At 51.5% G+C, this 17688-nt stretch carries 18 protein-coding genes and 1 tRNA gene; 7 read left to right on the top strand and 12 right to left on the bottom strand.

Going from position 1 to position 17688, the window contains the following annotated elements:
* Positions 1 to 7: 7 nt before the first annotated feature.
* Complete coding sequence (locus tag E6072_RS00095) at positions 8 to 1270, top strand: UDP-N-acetylmuramate dehydrogenase (RefSeq protein ID WP_316692951.1); 1263 nt, start codon at positions 8 to 10, stop codon at positions 1268 to 1270.
* Positions 1271 to 1299: 29 nt separating this feature from the next.
* Here E6072_RS00095 and E6072_RS00090 read toward each other — a convergent pair whose 3' ends face one another.
* The 6 genes from E6072_RS00090 to E6072_RS00065 form a co-directional block, all read right to left on the bottom strand.
* A complete protein-coding gene (locus E6072_RS00090) occupies positions 1300 to 2037 on the bottom strand; it encodes a glycerophosphoryl diester phosphodiesterase (RefSeq protein WP_316692949.1) in 738 nt (245 codons plus the stop codon).
* Positions 2038 to 2276: 239 nt separating this feature from the next.
* Positions 2277 to 4439 (bottom strand): 1,3-beta-galactosyl-N-acetylhexosamine phosphorylase, encoded by a 2163-nt coding sequence (gene gnpA, locus E6072_RS00085; protein WP_316692947.1) that lies wholly within the window; start codon positions 4437 to 4439, stop codon positions 2277 to 2279.
* A 109-nt stretch (positions 4440 to 4548) separates the two neighbouring features.
* Positions 4549 to 5220, bottom strand: a complete 672-nt coding sequence (locus E6072_RS00080; RefSeq protein ID WP_316692945.1) for a response regulator transcription factor — start codon at positions 5218 to 5220, stop codon at positions 4549 to 4551.
* A 3-nt stretch (positions 5221 to 5223) separates the two neighbouring features.
* The gene (locus tag E6072_RS00075) at positions 5224 to 7044 is read right to left on the bottom strand and encodes a HAMP domain-containing sensor histidine kinase (RefSeq protein WP_316692943.1); all 1821 of its coding nucleotides are present in this window, start codon (positions 7042 to 7044) and stop codon (positions 5224 to 5226) included.
* Entirely contained in the window at positions 7037 to 7240 is a 204-nt protein-coding gene (locus tag E6072_RS00070; RefSeq protein WP_024060070.1) for a hypothetical protein, read from the bottom strand. Before E6072_RS00070 ends, E6072_RS00075 begins: the two co-directional genes overlap by 8 nt.
* Positions 7241 to 7335: 95 nt before the next feature.
* On the bottom strand, positions 7336 to 8553 hold the full coding sequence (locus tag E6072_RS00065; RefSeq protein WP_024060071.1) for a pyridoxal phosphate-dependent aminotransferase: 1218 nt from the start codon (positions 8551 to 8553) through the stop codon (positions 7336 to 7338).
* Positions 8554 to 8764: 211 nt separating this feature from the next.
* On the opposite strand from E6072_RS00065, the gene E6072_RS00060 reads away from it, so the two are divergent.
* The 5 genes from E6072_RS00060 to rplA all read left to right on the top strand — a co-directional run bounded on the left by E6072_RS00060 (position 8765) and on the right by rplA (position 11487).
* Positions 8765 to 8837 (top strand) — tRNA-Trp (locus E6072_RS00060).
* Between the two features lie 85 nt (positions 8838 to 8922).
* Entirely contained in the window at positions 8923 to 9171 is a 249-nt protein-coding gene (gene secE, locus E6072_RS00055; protein ID WP_024060072.1) for a preprotein translocase subunit SecE, read from the top strand.
* 98 nt (positions 9172 to 9269) lie between these two features.
* Entirely contained in the window at positions 9270 to 10094 is an 825-nt protein-coding gene (nusG, locus tag E6072_RS00050; RefSeq protein WP_316087080.1) for a transcription termination/antitermination protein NusG, read from the top strand.
* Positions 10095 to 10256: 162 nt separating this feature from the next.
* Positions 10257 to 10691 (top strand): 50S ribosomal protein L11, encoded by a 435-nt coding sequence (gene rplK / locus E6072_RS00045; protein ID WP_024060074.1) that lies wholly within the window; start codon positions 10257 to 10259, stop codon positions 10689 to 10691.
* A gap of 79 nt (positions 10692 to 10770) precedes the next feature.
* On the top strand, positions 10771 to 11487 hold the full coding sequence (gene rplA / locus E6072_RS00040) for a 50S ribosomal protein L1 (protein ID WP_038110638.1): 717 nt from the start codon (positions 10771 to 10773) through the stop codon (positions 11485 to 11487).
* Positions 11488 to 11752: 265 nt separating this feature from the next.
* On the opposite strand, the gene E6072_RS00035 is transcribed toward rplA, so the two are convergent.
* From E6072_RS00035 to E6072_RS00010, 6 genes are all read right to left on the bottom strand, one after another.
* Entirely contained in the window at positions 11753 to 12019 is a 267-nt protein-coding gene (locus tag E6072_RS00035) for a FeoA family protein (protein WP_024060076.1), read from the bottom strand.
* On the bottom strand, positions 12004 to 12225 hold the full coding sequence (locus tag E6072_RS00030) for a FeoB-associated Cys-rich membrane protein (RefSeq protein WP_024060077.1): 222 nt from the start codon (positions 12223 to 12225) through the stop codon (positions 12004 to 12006). Before E6072_RS00030 ends, E6072_RS00035 begins: the two co-directional genes overlap by 16 nt.
* Before the next feature lie 15 nt (positions 12226 to 12240).
* Positions 12241 to 14253, bottom strand: a complete 2013-nt coding sequence (locus E6072_RS00025) for a ferrous iron transporter B (protein WP_238128372.1) — start codon at positions 14251 to 14253, stop codon at positions 12241 to 12243.
* Between the two features lie 169 nt (positions 14254 to 14422).
* Positions 14423 to 14890: a septum formation family protein gene (locus E6072_RS00020; RefSeq protein ID WP_038110357.1), complete on the bottom strand. Its 468-nt coding sequence runs from the start codon at positions 14888 to 14890 to the stop codon at positions 14423 to 14425.
* Positions 14891 to 14907: 17 nt separating this feature from the next.
* On the bottom strand, positions 14908 to 15954 hold the full coding sequence (locus tag E6072_RS00015) for an inorganic phosphate transporter (protein WP_024060080.1): 1047 nt from the start codon (positions 15952 to 15954) through the stop codon (positions 14908 to 14910).
* A 3-nt stretch (positions 15955 to 15957) separates the two neighbouring features.
* Positions 15958 to 16581, bottom strand: a complete 624-nt coding sequence (locus tag E6072_RS00010) for a DUF47 domain-containing protein (protein ID WP_024060081.1) — start codon at positions 16579 to 16581, stop codon at positions 15958 to 15960.
* A gap of 475 nt (positions 16582 to 17056) precedes the next feature.
* On the opposite strand from E6072_RS00010, the gene E6072_RS00005 reads away from it, so the two are divergent.
* A partial coding sequence (locus E6072_RS00005; protein ID WP_316692941.1) for a hypothetical protein occupies positions 17057 to 17688 on the top strand: 632 nt, incomplete at its 3' end.

Below are 17688 nucleotides of genomic sequence, written 5' to 3'. Positions count from 1 at the left end.
TAGAGCCATGGTAAAAACCGATTTCACTGACGCTTGCGAGTGGATTCCTCCCCGCGCCGACCATCAACCCACCCATCCGGTTCCGGCTTGGTATCGAAGTTACGAAGCTGCCCCTGATAGTGGCGATAGCGCTAAAATCCCGGCTTTGAAGGATATGACCACTATCAAAGTTGGGGGAGCGCCCGCCGATTTTATCCCGGTGGATACCGAAGATGATTTCGTGGCGGCAATTCGCGCAGCCGATAAAGAACGCCGTCCCCTGCTGGTGCTAGGGGGCGGTTCTAATCTGCTTTGTGCCGATGAGTTAAATGATTTGGTAGTTATCCAAGATCGGCGCAGCGGCATTAAGGTTACCGAAGATACCGCTTGTGGGGGCGCAATGGTTAGCGCCCCAGCTGGTCAGTCCTGGGACGAGTTCGTGTGTGGATGCATTGATAATGACCAGATGGGTTTAGAGGCGCTTTCGGGGATACCGGGAACGGTGGGGGCAGCCCCGGTGCAAAATATTGGTGCCTATGGTCATGAAGTGGCCGAAACCTTGTCCACAGTGCGGGTTTTTGATCGTATCCGGGATGCAATCCGGATTTTGCCGGTCGGGGATTTACGTCTCGGCTACCGCACCTCGATTATTAAGCGCTCCCTTCACGATGAGGAGGCGGGAGGCGGACGGATTTGGAATAATACCGGGCGTTACGTGGTGCTTTCTGCCGATTTTCAACTAGCTCATGCCTCTTTGTCTGCCCCGATTGAATATCAACAGCTGGCCGATAAGTTGGGGGTAAAACTGGGGGAGCGTGCCGATATGCGGCAGGTACGTGAGGCAGTTTTAGAGCTGCGCCGTTCCAAAGGAATGGTACTTGACCCTGCCGACCCCGATACGTGTTCTTGTGGTTCTTTCTTTACTAATCCGATTATTTCTAACGAGGACGCACGGGGACTTCCTGCCGATGCTCCTCGTTTCCCGGTTTATGATTTACAGCTGCGTAATTCCGTTACCGGAGTGGCTCCGAAACTTGAGGGAGTGGTGAAAACTTCTGCGGCCTGGCTGATTTCGCACGCTGGTTTTTCTAAAGGTTTCTCGCTGGATTCTACCAATGGGAGTGACCAGCCGGTGAGGGCGTCACTATCTAATAAACACGTCCTGGCGCTAACTAATCGCGGGCCGGCTTCCAGTGCCGATATTGCGCAGCTGGCAGCCACGATTAAACGCGGGGTGTGGGAAAAATTTGGGGTTGAACTGGTAGAAGAACCAGTCCAGGTAGGTTTCTAAAATCCAGGGGGAATAGCTTACTGAGGCAATCAATTCCGGAGAGGAATCAGGTGGGCAGTATCGGTGAATACCCCGGTTACGCCCCAATTGAATAGTTCATTAGCCCGGGCAGGAGAGTTCACTGTCCACACGTTTACCCCAAAACCAGCATCTCTAAATGCCCGCACTTTTTCGCGGGTTAAACCGGCATCCTCGGGGTGGATATAGCTAGCACCTACCAGTTCTAGAACTGAGCGCCAATCATCGTAGAGGGCGCAAGTTTCATAGAGACATCCCAGGGGAATCTGAGGGGCGAGGGCGTGGAATTCGGATAGCAGTACATGGTTGAAGCAGGAAACAATAACTTCTGGTCCGTCTAAACGTTTTAGCTCACTGATTACGGCTTTTATGAGCTGGCGGGTCATGGTGGCTCCGGCTTCATTCGACTTTATTTCGATATTGGCATTTAGACCAGTTTCGTTCATGAAATCCACCAGTTGATGGAGCGTTGGTAAAGGTTCCCCCGCAAATTCGGGACTAAACCAACTACCGGCATCAATGCTGGGTAAATCTTTGACAGTTAATTCATAATAACCACCAGTTTTATTGGTGGTGCGATCCAAAGTAGTGTCATGGCAAATAATGGCAGTGCCGTCACCTAAAATATCAACATCGGTTTCAATCCAGTTCAGCCCATGTTCAACTACTTTTTTGAACGCTGACATGGTGTTTTCGGGAGCTAGAGTGTTTAACCCGCGATGCGCAAATACCCGGTTTTCTATTTTCATTTATCAGTAGCCTTTTCGTTACCAGGTTGCCCTCATTGGCAGACCTACATTCTATTAGAACTTTACGAAAATAATATAAGAAAACTCTGGATAAAAATCGCTGCACAATTTTTCTTCTCCTTAAAAATAAAAAAATGGGTATTAGCCCTAGGAAATATGCGAGAAATAAAAATCGGGTGGGTGGCATTATTTATGCCACCCACCCGAAATGCTTAGGCGAACCCGTTAAATCGGGCTACTTAGATGTTCCTCCAAGCAATACCACTACCAGGAAGTTCGAAGCTTTCCTCGCGACCTCCAGGCAAATAAACTACCGTTGATTGCGGATTCTCGGTGTTGTTGATAACGCAGTACTTGCCGGCCTTAACGAACTCTGCCACCTCACAATGAGGATTAGAAGAACTCCAGGCAGCATATTTTTCCTCGTTATGAGAAGCGAAGAACAAGACCCGCTCCAACAAACGAGCATTAGCAGCCGAATAGGGAAGGCCGGAAATATAAACCCCACGACCCTTACCGTACTCGTTGGCTGCCAACTGCACTTGCCCGTCCTCAGCACAAATCAAAGTGGTGTCTTCACTGATTGGGAAAGTATTTTGAACCGGTTCACCAAAATCAATCGCCGTTTCCTTATCTAAATCAGCGGTCACGAAATGCTCAGAAACGACCTCGGGGAAATATTTATCGACCGAAAGAGTATGGTAGCGTTCCTCGTCAATGCCGAGCACATCCGCTAACTGGAAGAACCGGCCAGGGCGTTCACTAGACGCCGGCTGACCAACCCCCACAAAAGCGCCTCCCTGGCGTACCCAGGAGCGAATAATGGAAACCAAGCGACCATCATTCCAAACGTCCCCGCCAGTAAACGCAGTATTGTAAGGACCGGCGTTAATCAGCACATCAATATCGCTGGCAATCCCCTCGTTCAACACGTCCTCGAAACTAATAAAACGCACATTCACCCGCATCCCGGACAGCGCTTCCAGAATGCCGTAATAGGAATGGTTGTATTTATTAGGTAGGGCGTGAGCCACCGTAAAAGCTTGCCAAGAACGCATCTTGCCCCAGGCATTCACAATCGCCACATTCAAAATCCCTTGCGCAGGTTCACTGTCGGTCTGCTCGTGAATATCGCGGAACTCGTTAGCAATATCGGTTACCGTGTCCACAAACTTCGGGAATTTGGCGGCCAAGCTCAAATAACCGCCATAACCCATGCGGGCAATCGGGCTACGCAAAATCGCGCGCCGTGCCTTCCGCCAGTTATCCAAGGCTTCAATACTGGGGTCATTACCCTCATAGAAAGTATCGGGGAAGAAATAGGGGAGGAAACGACCCTCGGTGTATTTAACCCCGGGAATATCAGAAATCATGCGGGTGGTAGTGCCATCCCCAATCGAACCCACCACTGCATCTAAACCGAGCTTTTCAAAGCCATCACGATATGGCTCGGTGCCTAGCCACTGATCCCCCAAGAACATCATGGCCTCTTTACCGGCATCATGAGTATCTTTGACCATGGTTTTTACGTTTTCATGCACGAAATCAGAGACGAAATCAATCCAATCTAGCTGCGCCTTGCTGGGGATACAGAAAGTCGAATTATAGGTTCCACCATTTACGAAATCTTCAGGGCGAATCGGGTATCCCTTGGCTTTTTCAAACTCGGCCAAAGCCTCGGGTGACACGGTTGCCGCATAGCCAAACCAGTCCACAATTTTTTCCCGATGTTTTTCATCAAAAACCAGGGTGAACTGGTAAAAGAAAGTGGTAAAACGTACCACATCGGTTTGGGGATTATCCTTTAGCCACTTGCGGAAAGTATCCATCACGAACTGGTGGGTTTCGGGGTTACGAATATCGAAAGGAATCTCGTGTTCTTTGTCCCCCCAATCGTTGGTCAGGTGGTTATACATTTCCACCGGATCCCAAATGATATAAGCCAGGAAAGTAACCGTGTACTCGTGCATCGGCTGGGCATCAGAAATCTTCACTACCTGCAAGGTGAAATCGACATCCCAGTTGCCAGGATCAACAACCTCACCGGTGGTACGGTCAATAACTTCCCAGTATTTCTTCGGATCTGCATCCTGGTTAGCCTGCAACTGTTCGCTATAGAAACGTTGCATATAGGGAATAGAAACTGAATCATCTTCCGCTAGTACCCGCTGCGACAGTAGGTAAATCTGCGGGGTCTGCTCCATATGTTTACTTATGAACTCGTTATGTCCACGGGTAGGGAAATATGCGGAATAGATTTTTTTCCCGAGTTTCAGCACGTCCTCGTCAAGGTGAGTACCATCGGCGTTACGGATGGCGTCAGCGCCCCATAGTTCGCCGATACGTGCGGTTTCTTCTGCAAAGTTTTCTTCACTAGGGAGAGTAAAACGACCGGTTGTCATCTTTTTCTTTCTGGTAGTAGCTGGAGAATAAATGATTGTTTCAGGTAGCTATCAAGCACTTAATTATAAGGTTTGGTAGCTCAGATAGAATCAAAAATACAGGGGAAAATTACATCACGACCAGGCGGTACCCCATACCGCGTACGGTCACGATACGTTCCGAACCGATTTTGCGGCGCAGGTAACGCACGTATACATCCACCACATTTGAACCGGGATCGAAATCGTAGCCCCAAACCATATCTAGCAACTGAGAACGAGAAAGAACCTGGTCAGGGTGCTCCATAAAGGCTTGTAGCATAGTGAACTCGCGGGCGGATAGTTCTACTGGTTCCCCGTCAATGCTGGCGCAGCGGGTCCGCAAATCCAGGTGTAGACCCCCCACATTGATTTGCACCATATTGGTGGGATCTTCAGAGCTGGCATTCTTTAACCGTAGCCGGATCCGGGCTAAGAGCTCCTCGAAACGGAAAGGCTTGGACATGTAGTCGTCAGCGCCCTGCTCCAAGCCGCTGACCGTGTCCTCAACCGAAGAGCGGGCAGTGAGCACAATAATCGGTAAAGTGGCTCCCTGTCCGCGAATCTGCTCTAATACTTCGAAACCGTCCATATCGGGAAGGCCGATATCGAGGACGATTAGGGAATAATCGCCGCCTAGAGCCCCCGAGATCGCGTCTGCTCCTTTGTCGACTACAGTCACGTTATATCCGGCGGAAGTTAGTCCTTTAGCGACAAAAGAGGAGATGCCAGGCTCGTCCTCTACCACCAAAATACTGGTCATGTTTTATTCTCCTTGTAATTCATCTTTGCAATCATCATTTGATATCGGCAGGCTGATATTAAAGACCGAACCAACTGAAAGTGCGGATCGGACTTGCAAAATTCCCCCATGTGCTTGAGCGATGGCGTTGACAATGGACAGTCCCAGACCGGAACCAGCATAGGAGTGATTGACCCGCATGAAACGGCTAAAGATTTGCTCTTGATCTTTGGGGTCAATACCGATTCCCTGGTCACGTACCCACAGGTTGAGACGGTGGGTGCCTTCTACCGGGGGAACTTGTGCGAGCATCTGCAGGCTGGGAGCAGTGATAGTGTCTGCGGGCACCGGATTACCTTGCTGGTCCAGTAGGGGTTGCTGATAATCAATCCCCGCCCCCAGGGCAATTACGGTGCCGGGGGTAGCAAACTTAGAAGCATTTTGGGCGAGGGCGAGTAATGCTTGCTGCAGGCGTTGAGGATCAGCGGTGGTGGGGACGATGGTGAGGTTATCGATTCGCCAGTTGAATTTGCCTAATTGGGTGGCATTTTCGAAGACATCCATCAGTAAATCGCCGATATCTACCCGTTCGGGACGGATAAAGTCGGGGCGGTCACTCTTGGCAACGGTAATCAGGTCTTCGGTTAGCCGATGCATTCGCGAGAGTTCTTCTAAAGCCAGTTCGCGGGTGCGGGCAGTATCTTGAGGGTCGCCAGGGTTTAGCAGTTCTAGATGCCCGCGAACCACGGTTATGGGGGTGCGCAGTTCATGTCCCACATCATTTAGCAGGTCGCGTTGTTCGTCGAAACTGGACTGCAGGCGGGCAATCATCGAGTTCATCTGCCGGGTAACATCTGCTAGGTCATCATCACCTTCTACCGGCAAACGTTTAGTTAGATCCTGTTCGCTGGTAATAGACGCCATCAAATTTCGCAACCTGCCAATAGGGGCAAGCAGTGACTGGGAAGCGCGTACATTTACCAAACCCACCAGGGCTAAGACCAAGAAGGAGATGCCAGCAAACAATAACAGTTGGGTTTGAGTCGGGGTAATATCAGCCGAATAGTTAGAGACGATCGCCAGCAGGGCATCATCGGTATCGGCTGCGCTAATCGGCACCATTCCCACCGCATAGGTGGCCTGATCGGTGCGGATCATAAACATTCTGGCCGAGTTGATATCGGAATAACTGGCTAGTTCTGCCAAAAGCTGCGCATCTTGATGGGCGGCGGAATCGCGCGCACCTTTTTGCTCAATTAATTGCCCGGCCGAAAATCCCAACAAACTACCGTTGTAGGGCGCATCTTCGGCAGCAATGAACTTACTTAAGGCATCTTTGGCTGAAACTATTCCTCCGTTTGATTTGCCACTTTCGGCTTTCACGAAATTGCGCAGATCATTGGTGATTAGCTCGGTTTGAGAACGCTCGGCGTGGGAGATTTGAAACATTCCACTGACCAACATAATCAGCCCTACGATCGTGAGAGCGAATCCGGAAATCAATACCGAATGCACCAGCATCCGGTTACGCAGGTTAGTAATCCGCAGCTTAGGGGCATTGCTTTGAGGCTGGATGGTTTTTTCTACTACTCGTCGTGGACGGCTTTGATAGGCGGCGCGTTCCCCAGAGGGCGGCGGGGTGGTTGCTACGGGCGGTAGGGAGGGGGAAAGAGGGGAAGGTGGGGCAGCGTTGGCAGGGTTGAGGATCTGCGGCAAGGGCTGATCCCCAGGTAATTGCACGGCAGGACGAGGCTGACTAGCCGCCAGCGTAGGGGGAGCCGGAACTGGGGAACCGCTAGAGCCTCCGGGATAGCTATTGCCCGGGTAGCTGAGTTTCTCACTCATGGCTGTCCCCCTTATTGGGAGCGGGAGCACTGGGGGGAAGCTGCGGAGCTTGCTGGGTAGCAACCGGAATTTGGGGTTCAAAGTTAACTGCCGGGCCCAAATCATAGACTCCGTTTAGCACCATAGCCCGCGTTCCGATTAAAACCGCAAGACAAAGGGCGGTACAGACAATTGCCACTGCTGCAAACTTGCGCACTTCGCCGCCCTCTCTGGTGATAGCCGTTCGGTTAGGGCGTTCAGGCGCCCCTCTCTCTAATCATTATAGATTATAGAGAGGGTAGTAAGGACAACCTATTTTACTTGATTAAGAAAATCGACTATGCGGCCGACGCCTTCTTCTAGATCTTCATCGCTTAACGCGTAGGAAAGTCGGAAGAAACCGGAAGGGCCAAAGGCCTCGCCAGGAACGACCGCCACTTCGACTTTGCGGAGCATTAGATCAGCCAATTCGGCGGAAGTCTGTGGGGTTTCGCCCGCGATTTCGCGTCCCAAAATACGTTCTACACTGGGGTAACAGTAAAAAGCGCCATGCGGCATAGGAACTTCGAGGTCGGGAACCTGGCGTAGTAGCTCCACCATCCGCTGACGCCGCCGATCGAAGACCTCTCGCATCTGCTGAACTTTATCGAGCGGACCGCTCACGGCCGCCAATGCCGCCCGCTGCGCAATATTTGAGACATTTCCAGTGGTGTGGGATTGGAAAGCGGCGCAGGCTTTGATTACATCCGGCGGAGCTATCATCCAACCGACTCTCCAGCCGGTCATGGCATAAGTTTTGGCTACCCCGTTTAGCACCAGAGTTTGTTTTGCCAGTTCCGGAACCAGTTTCACAATATGTTCGGCATGAATCCCGTCATAGATTAGGTGTTCGTAGATCTCGTCCGTGATCACCCAGATCCCGTTGTCTAATGCCCACTGGCCAATAGCTTTTAGTTCATTCGCGTCATAGACCGCGCCGGTGGGGTTAGAGGGGCTGACTATTAAAAGAGCTTTAGTCTTCTCAGTTTTAGCGGCGTCTAGTTGTTCGACCGTCACCTTATAGTGTTGATCTGCTCCAGCCATTACCGAAACCGGAACCCCGCCGGCGATCTTGATAACTTCCGGGTAAGTCGTCCAATAGGGGGCGGGCATTAGGACTTCGTCGCCGACCTCTACTATGGCCGAGAAAGCCTCGAAAACTGCCTGTTTGCCACCGTTAGTAACAATGATTTCGGTATTGGGGTCAACTTCGTAACCAGAATCCCGCAGGGTCTTCTTCGCGATCGCTTCCCGCAACTGGGGCAGGCCTTTCCCCGGGCTGTAATGATGCATAACGGGATCCGCGCAAGCAGCCTGTGCGGCCTCAACAATATAGTCAGGGGTAGAAAAGTTGGGTTCCCCGGCGCCAAATCCGATTACCGGGCGTCCCTGAGCTTTGAGTTCTTTCGCGGCCGCATCCACTGCCAGAGTGGCAGAAGGAGATATTTGCGCAAGACGATTCGAGATTCTGTGTTCTAGCTGTTTGTGCATATCCCCATTTTGCCACGTCTGGCGATTGTTTACCTGCTACGACCAAAATGTGTAGTTGATTGTGTCCGGTGTGGTTGTCAGTAGTAGCCGCTAGCTTGCCGAGGGGAGTCAGAATATGCGTTTTTCCCCACTATGTGCCCGTAGGTTGGACGTGACCAGTAAAACCCCATAAACTTATTTAGCACCGTATTCGGTCAGCCTGATGGCTGGAAGGGCAGTGGCGCAATTGGTAGCGCAACGGTCTCCAAAACCGTAGGTTGTGGGTTCGAGTCCCGCCTGCCCTGCAAATTTGAAACCTGTGCCGGGCCCGGTACAGGACGAAATAGGGGCTTCGACGGGAGCTCCAAGACAGCAAGTGAGGAAACGATCTTGGCACCTAACGAGGGCGCAGCCTCCGTAGAGGCAGACGCAAAAGCGACAAAAAATGGTTTTTGGGGTCGCATCGTGCAGTTCGTGCGACAGGTCATTGCCGAGTTAAAAAAAGTTGTTTGGCCCACCCGCGATGAACTCACCACTTTCTTTGTGGTTGTGATTGTGTTTGTGCTGGCAATGATGGCTTTTTCAGGAGTTGTCGACGTCATCACCGCCTGGCTAGTAACCAAGGTATTTGGCGGTTAATTAAGGAGCAAGAATTGCAAACAGGCAATAAGGAGCAGGAAGAAAACACTGTGAGCAACGATCCCGTATTCTCCTCAGAGGCAGGTGCCTCCGCTGAAGTGAGTGCACAGGCTGCTGATAATGAGCAACCGGTGGCAGCAGAAACCGAGGCCAGGGTAGAAAACACCCCAGAAGAGCCGGCCGCTCCCGCTGAAGAAGCTTATGCCGAACCAGCAACCGTTCCCGCACAGATAGAACTCACGGATACCCCCCAAGATCAAGAGCTCGCCCCCTCGGCTACTGCGGAAGAGCTTTCTAAGGCTGAACAAGACAAGTTGCGCGAGGAACTTGAGTTTCTGCCCGGCTACTGGTACGTTCTGCATACCTATTCCGGATATGAGCGGCGGGTGAAAGCCAATCTGGAACAGCGAATCGTTACTTTCAATATGGAAGATCAGATCTACCAGATTGAAGTACCGATGGAAAAAGTCGTCCAGGTGAAATCCACTGAACGTAAAGTGGTGGATCGGGTACGGATTCCCGGTTACGCCCTCGTGCGGATGGAAGCAGTCGAGGACGCCCCCGATGCTTGGCGGGTAGTTAAGGACACGCCCGCGGTCACCGGATTCGTGGGTGATTCGCAGCATCCGATGCCTTTGACCGAGGACGAAGTAGTTTCCATGTTGGCGCCTACTCCTGCCTCCATTAAGGCTGCGGAACTGCAAGATGAGCGCGCCAGCCAGGCCAAGCAGCCGGAACAGCCAGTTATTGAGGTTGATTTCGAGGTCGGAGAGAACGTAACTGTTACCGACGGCCCGTTTGCGACTATGCCGGCTACCATTTCAGAGATCATGCCTGACCAGCAGAAACTTAAAGTTCTGGTGGTTATCTTTGATCGCGAAACTCCGGTAGAGCTTGGATTTAACCAGGTAGCAAAGATTTAATTGCTCACAGTGAGCAGTCCTAATTGGTTGTAAGGACGGGTGCGCCCTTAGAATGGACGACTGTGCTGGTAGTTTTTCTACGGAAAAATTGCCAGACCGCAAAGAGTTTCCGGCAACCGCCGGGAAAGTAAAATCAAGAAATTATATTGAGAAGGACCCTATATGCCTGCCAAGAATAAAAAGGTAATCGGCCTGATCAAGTTACAGATCGAGGCCGGTGCTGCAAACCCGGCGCCTCCAGTAGGCCCCGCGCTTTCGCAGCACCAGGTAAATATCATGGAGTTCTGCAAGGCCTACAATGCGGCTACGCAGGATCAACGCGGGAACGTGATCCCGGTAGAAATCAGTGTCTACGAAGATCACTCCTTTGACTTTGTTCTCAAGTCCCCGCCGGCTGCCCAGTTGATTAAGAAAGCTGCTGGGATCGCTAAGGGCTCTGGTACTCCGAACACCAATAAGGTGGCAAAGCTGACCATGGCCCAGGTTAAAGAGATTGCCGAGCAAAAGAAGGATGACCTGAACGCGAATGATATCGATGCGGCCGCAAAGATTATCGCGGGAACGGCTCGTTCAATGGGAGTTGTCGTCGAGGGCTAGCCTGGCGAACAGCTAAAAAAGACTATAAACCGTGGAGGGGAATGTGCGCCCTCACCACAACCTGCAAGGAGAAAAGCAGATGAAAAAGCACTCGAAAGCCTTTAACCAGGCTGCTGAGAAAGTTCATAAGGATCGTCTCTACCAACCGCTAGAGGCTTTCCGCTTGGCCAAGGAAATTTCTTCCACCAAGTTCGATTCCACCGTTGACGCGGTTTTCCGGCTCACGGTTGATCCGCGTAAATCGGATCAGATGATCCGGGGCACCGTTTCTTTGCCTAATGGCACTGGTAAGACCGTTAGGGTCCTGGTTTTTGCCAATAGCCCCAAGGACAAGGAAGCGTTAGAGGCTGGAGCCGACGAAGCCGGCGGCGATGAACTGATCGAAAAAGTGCAAGGTGGATACTTGGACTTTGATGTGGCGGTAGCTACCCCGGACATGATGGGTAAAGTGGGACGCCTCGGTCGCGTCCTCGGCCCGCGTGGTCTGATGCCGAACCCTCGTACCGGCACCGTCACTATGGATGTTGCTAAGGCAGTTAAAGAGATCAAGGGTGGTCGTATCGACTTTCGGGTGGATAAGCACGCCAACCTACACGTAGTGCTGGGTAAGAGCTCTTTCGATGCCGAGAAGCTGGCAGAGAACTATCAGGCAGTTCTGGATGAGATCCTGCGTCTGCGTCCGGCAGCCCTAAAGGGTCTGTACATCAAGAAGATCGCCGTTTCTACTTCGATGGGGCCGTCCATCCCCTTGGATAGCTCGCTGACGAAAGATCTAGCGACTGACGATCCTCGCTAAGGATTGCATGCCCGCCTTAGGGCAAAGGCACAATAGCTGAAAATCAAAGGGATCCCGCCGGTGGAAAAATCCACCGGCGGAACCCCTTTTTTTGCTGTCCACGGATTAGCGCTAGATGTGAGGCTGGCTCGGTAAAAGCGCTCGGGGGACCCCGGTGACCCTCGCTTCGCTCGGCTCAAGCCCCCTCTCGCATCTTTTACCGGCCACGCCCCCAGGTAGGAAAATCGGCCGAAGTAGCAGTTATCAAAGGTGCTCTGCCGGCGCGCTAAATCATAATGGCTGCGGCAATTTGATTATCGATACTGTAGCGGCTGTCTTTGATCACCACGATGCACATTTTCCGTTTACGGGAAATAACCGTGATTTCTTGGCCACTGTAGCATCCTAAGCGAAACAGGAAACTATCCATCTCGGGGTCATCGGTAGCTATATCTTTGACGATATAGGTTTGACCTTCGATAGCTTCCAGAAGATTCATTCTTTCCTTAGTCTGGCAGGCCTCTTTTGTCTGGCACGCTAGTGACAGTGACATTTCGGTTCACCTGCTTGGTTAGTGATACCTACTATTTGCAGATTATGACGGTTTCCGGAGCTGGGTGCAACCTCGGGATTGAAAGTGCAGGAGGAGGAAATCGGGCAACCGATACATTTGGTGCCTTTGCGCTTCTCTTTGACGATATAGGTGATGGCTCCACTGACAATCGCCACTAGTGCCAGGCTGGCAATAATTGTACTCAATTCGCTTCCTCTTTCTTAGGCGGCTTTCTCAACTTGTTGGTGCAGGTTGTATTGAGCGGAGAAATTGGCGTGAATCTGCCGGGAGATTAGGGTAATCACCCCGGCCATTATGGCTACTGCCAGTAGCCCCGGGAGGAATCCGGCCGCCAGGTGCCCGTACACCACCAGCGTTCCCACTTGATTGACCAGGAAGGCAATGGTGTAACCGGTGCAGAACTGCAATCCGATGGCGCTCCACAACCAGCGACGATCGCGCATCTCGGAGTTCATGGCGCCGATAGCGGCGAAGCAGGGCGGGGTGTACAGGTTAAAGAACAGGTAGGCGAGGGCGCTTACCGAGGTAAGCCCCATAGTGGCAGCAACGGTGTTGGCTCCACCAGTCATTGCTAGTTCATCGGTATCGATAAAGCGGGTTAGACCATATACCACCGCCAAGGTGCCGACTACGTTTTCTTTGGCGATAAACCCAGTGACCGCAGCCGCTGCCAGCTGCCAGGTGCCAAAACCTAGCGGAATGAGCAAGAAGGAGAAGGGGGTAGCAATAGAAGCCAGGATCGAAGTGTTTTCCGCACCCTCTTCGACTACTTGGAAACTCCAATTGAAGGTTTGCATAAGTTGGACTACCAGGTTACACACCAAAATGATGGTAGCGGCCTTAATAATGTAAGCCTTCGCCCTTTCTAGCATCGACAAGGTGGCATTCCACAGGGAAGGAACCCGGTAACGAGGTAGTTCCATGATGAAGAAAGTTTTCCGGAACTTGTGTCCGGTGACCATCTTTACCAGTAGTGCCCCCAGGAAAATCAGGCACAGCCCTACAAAGTAGCTGACCCAACTCACCCAAGCAGACCCGGCAAAGAAGGCTCCACCAAATAGCGCAATCACCGGGATTTTTGCTCCACAGGGTATGAAGGAAGCTAGCATCGCGGTGGCGCGACGTTCGCGTTCATCGCGGATGGTCCGGCAGCTCATAATCCCGGGAATGGCGCAACCGGTGCTGATGACGATGGGGATTACAGATTTACCGGATAGCCCCACCCGCTTGAAGATGGGATCTAGAACGGCACTTACCCGTGCCATATATCCGGATTCCTCTAATAGTGCCAGCAGGAAGTACATCACCATCACTAACGGGAGGAATCCGATTACCGCACCTACCCCGCCAATGAGACCGTCGGCAATGATGGTGCGTAACAGGGCAGGAGAATCCGCCATTTGTTCGCTGACCCAGTCTTGGAAGGCTTCGATCCAGCCGACTAACCAGTCGGCGATAAGGGGGCCAAGATAAGTTTGAGAAATCGCAAATACCGCCCACATAATCGCCGCGAAGATTGCTATCCCCGCAAATTTGTTGGTTAGTACCGCGTCTAGGGTGTCTTGACGAGTGTGAGCGGCAACTTTCACTTTCCGGGTTTCGACCGCGTCCACTACCGAGTCTACGAACTGGTAGCGGCGCCGGTCTTCTATATCGACTGCCTGCTTATCGGTAAGATCAATATCTGCTTGCAGGTAGGGGGCTTTTTGTTTTTTCCCTTCCTGAGTAAAAACTGCGCGCAGAACCTGATCTAGGCCGTTGTTCTCTTTTGCGGTGGAAACCGTAGGTATTACCGGGCATCCCAGTTCACGTTGCAGCTTCTGGGCGTCAATCTGGGTCTGTTCCTTATCGTTAATATCGCTCTTATTGAGGGCGACTACGATAGGAACCCCTAACTCCAGCAGTTGGGTAGTAAAGAATAGCGAGCGGCGCAGATTGGTGGCATCAACGATATTGACAATAGCGTCCGGGGCCGCGTCATGAACGTATTTACTGGTGATGGATTCTTCCGGGGTAAAGGGGGACATGGAGTACGCACCGGGCAAATCCACGGCCGTGGCATCGCGATTACCGCTGAGCTCATTTCTTAGTTTAGCCTCAGCTTGTCCGACGGTAACCCCACCCCAGTTGCCTACCTTGGCCTTTTTCCCGGTTAATGCATTAAACATAGTGGTCTTGCCGCTATTAGGATTGCCAGCAAAGGCGATTCTCATAACCCAGTCCTCTCGTGAATTCGTAATATTAATTCGGGAACTTATGTTCACCTAACGAATTACGACAATAGTCATTGTAAGGTAAACCTTACTAGGACGTAAAGCCCGGAATATACCTGAGGCAGCAATAAAACAGCACCGCCAAGGGGAGAGGGATTCTAATAAATTACTATCCTGAATCCTTTAAGGAACCTTTTTGCTCTGGCAAGCTCAATGCCACGCAGGTAAGTTTGCGTTCGCTCTTATCCTGCCAAGTAGTTTCGGTAGGGGTTAGTGGATACAAATCCCACTTGGAATCGCGATAACTAATCCCCACAAAACCTTCGAACTCTCGGGCGCATTCTTTAAGCGCCAGGTCGTAAAGCTGCTTTTGTCCCGGGTAGCTATTGCCCGATAGCTTCTTTATGCCCACCACTTGTGAGTTATGGGAGTGTTGGCAATCTACCCGTTCCACCTGTCCAGCGGGTTGCGCACCGGTGAGCACTTCCTCTGCCATGTTAAAACAGTCGCCCACTTTAAGATCAGAAGTGGCAACTGGTTGCGAAGCGCATCCGCTCAAGAATCCGCAGTTTGCTAGAGCCAGGGCACAAAAAAGGGTAAGGTACCGTTTCAACTGGGCAAACGGATAGGCACTCATCACTTACAGATTATCCCTTAATAGGGGAAAACTGCGTGGATCAGGAAATAACTGATAGCGCCAATGAGTGCGGCGCCGGGCAAAGTCAGCACCCAGGCAATCGCAATATTGCCGGCAACTCCCCAACGTACTGCAGAAAGGCGCTTAGTGGCTCCCACCCCCATGATGGCGGAGGAAACCGACTGCGTAGTGGAAATCGGAGCGTGCCAAACGAATGCGGTCAAATAGAGAATGGTAGCGGAAGTAGTTTCTGCCACGAAGCCGTGGGCGGGAGTAACGTCAATAACCTTCGATCCTAAGGTGTGCATGATTCGCCCACCGCCGAAGTAGGTGCCCAGAGAAATCGCACCGGCGGCAGCCAGTTTTACCCAAAAAGGAATCTGCATGGAGCCATTGGCGTCGGTAGCATGATAGCCGGCAGCTAGTAGCGCCATAGTAATAATTCCCATGGTTTTTTGGGCGTCCTGCAAACCGTGACCAAGCGCCATCGCTGCCGCGGAAAAGCGTTGCAGGAAACGGAAGTTGTTCATAGTGCGGTGATAGCTGGCTCGTTGGAGCGCCGAAAGTAAAAACCGCATGACGAAATAAGCCGTGAAAAACCCGATTAGAGGCGAAACTACCATAGGAATTAGTACGTGATTGACTATCCCCATCCATTTCACAGTGATAGTCGCGGCCAGTCCCACTCCCGCCATGCCTCCGATCAGGGCGTGGGAAGACGAAGATGGCAGCCCGAAATACCAGGTGATGATATTCCAGGCGATTGCCCCGACCAGCGCCGCCAGAATTACCACCAGCCCATGGTGGCGGTCAGCCAGCGAAGTGGATTCGGTGAAATGGGAAATATCAATAATCCCGTTACCGATGGTTTGGGCTACGCCGGTGCCTAGCATCGCCCCGATAATGTTCATGATTGCCGCCATTAAAAGAGCGGCTTTAGGGCGCATTGAGCGGGTAGAAACACAGGTAGCGATGGCATTAGCGGCGTCATGGAAGCCATTGGTGAAATCGAAGATTAAGGCAATGGCGACGACCGCGATCACCAACCCCAAGGTGATATCCACGGTTTAAGACTCCTTGATGTAGATAGCCTCAACCGCGTTGGCTAAGGTTTCAAAGGAATCACACGCGGTTTCTAGCGACTCGATTACGTCCTTAATCTTGATTACGTATATAGGGTCAGTTTCGGAAGCAAATACTTCTGCCAGCATCTTCCGGTACTGTTTGTCGCCCTTGTTCTCTAGGCTGTTAATGTGCACCGTGAAATCTTTAAGGTCGCGTCCTCCCCGCAGCTTGGGAATGGCGAGAGCTGTTTCCTGGGCGCATTCACGCAAAATATTTGCCTGCTTTTCTAGCCTGCGAGGAATATCCTGAATCTCGTAGAGGACGATTAAGTCTCCGGCCTCATCGATTCCGTCCATGCAATCATCCAAGGCGCCGGTTAGCAGGGAGATATCTTCCCGATCCATGGGAGTAACGAAAGTTGCATTCAGCATGCTCATGGTGCGGTGAGTAATCACGTCTGAGTCATGCTCTAGATCGTGGAGTTGGGAGCGTAGCTCCTTGCGTTCCTCGAAAGAATCAACCTGGGTGATTTTCAACAATAGTTCGGATGCGGCATCTAAGTTTTGTGCCGCTTTCGTGAATAGGTCGAAGAAATCTTCTTCTTTCTGCTTCTTCTTGAACAGCATTCGTGCCTCCTTGGCGAAGAACCATCCGCCTTTAGAGTATCCAACTTTTGTTCGTAATCTAAAATTCTACTTCCGTTAACTTTTTGGGGAAATAAATCTGGATTTAACTGCAAAAATACTAACGAGAGGTGGTAGTGTATCTGGGGTTTTGCTGGCCAAGGGGCGGTAATCAAATGGGAGTTTAAGCACCGGATAACCGGCGATGTTGGTAGGGAGCTAATAACTTAAGGTGAAAGGCGGACTAACGGCCTAAAAAGGGTAGCTTCCCAAATTTGTTTACTTGCGAAAATGGGGAAGTAAGTTCAGGGTAATAGGACAGGAAAGCCCCGGTAGGCTTTATCCTGCATTATGACTTTTTATTAGAGAACGGCAATGCTAAATTGGTTGATATATAACGACACATAGTTAGATAAAATGATGCTAGTTTTCCCTCCGACTATGTGATGAGGTAGCCGTGAAACGCACAGGAAGTAACATGAACGGTAAAAATGCTGATCTGAACACTGCGGATAATGACATTCAGCCTAGTCAGCTAGCTGCTGATCATGGAAACACCGGCACTGCTACTAGCGAAAGCGGCAAAGCTTCGGTTCTTAATAGGCGTACCCTAGGGGTGGCTTCGGTTCTGGGGCTACTGTTCGCGTCCTTGTTGGCGGGCACTTTATTTTTCACTTCCGCAGATGATTCCGCTTCCCCGGCTCCCAAGGTTGACGCTAAAACTGTTTCCGGCAATACCGTGTCTGCGCATGCTCAGATAAAACCAGCGGAGTTCTCTACCGCTAACAGCTTTTACCATTCAGTTCTAGACCCTGCTAATGTTTCCGCTAGCCCGAAGGCAGGGAGGGCATTGGCAGCTTCCCGCAATCAGGGAGCTGCTGAAACTTCCGCGGCTCAAAGTACCTCTGCGAATAGCGCCCATTCGCAATGCTCGGGCGCTGCTTGTCCATCCCCCAGGCGTGCCCCAGTAACTCCTGCGGGGAAGTTTAGGTTGTTTAAGTTGGGGGTTGCGGATTCTAAGACTGTGACTAGGTGTACTCGTAGTAGGCTTTGTTCTGCTAGCGATGGTGTGCTTGTTGGTGGCGCTAGGTTTGCCTTGTTTGAGGGTAG

Source organism: Varibaculum cambriense, assembly GCF_032557235.1.
Lineage (GTDB): Bacteria > Actinomycetota > Actinomycetes > Actinomycetales > Actinomycetaceae > Varibaculum > Varibaculum cambriense_C.
Note: the sequence above shows the minus strand (reverse complement) of the source record. Positions and strands in the feature narration are given on the sequence as shown.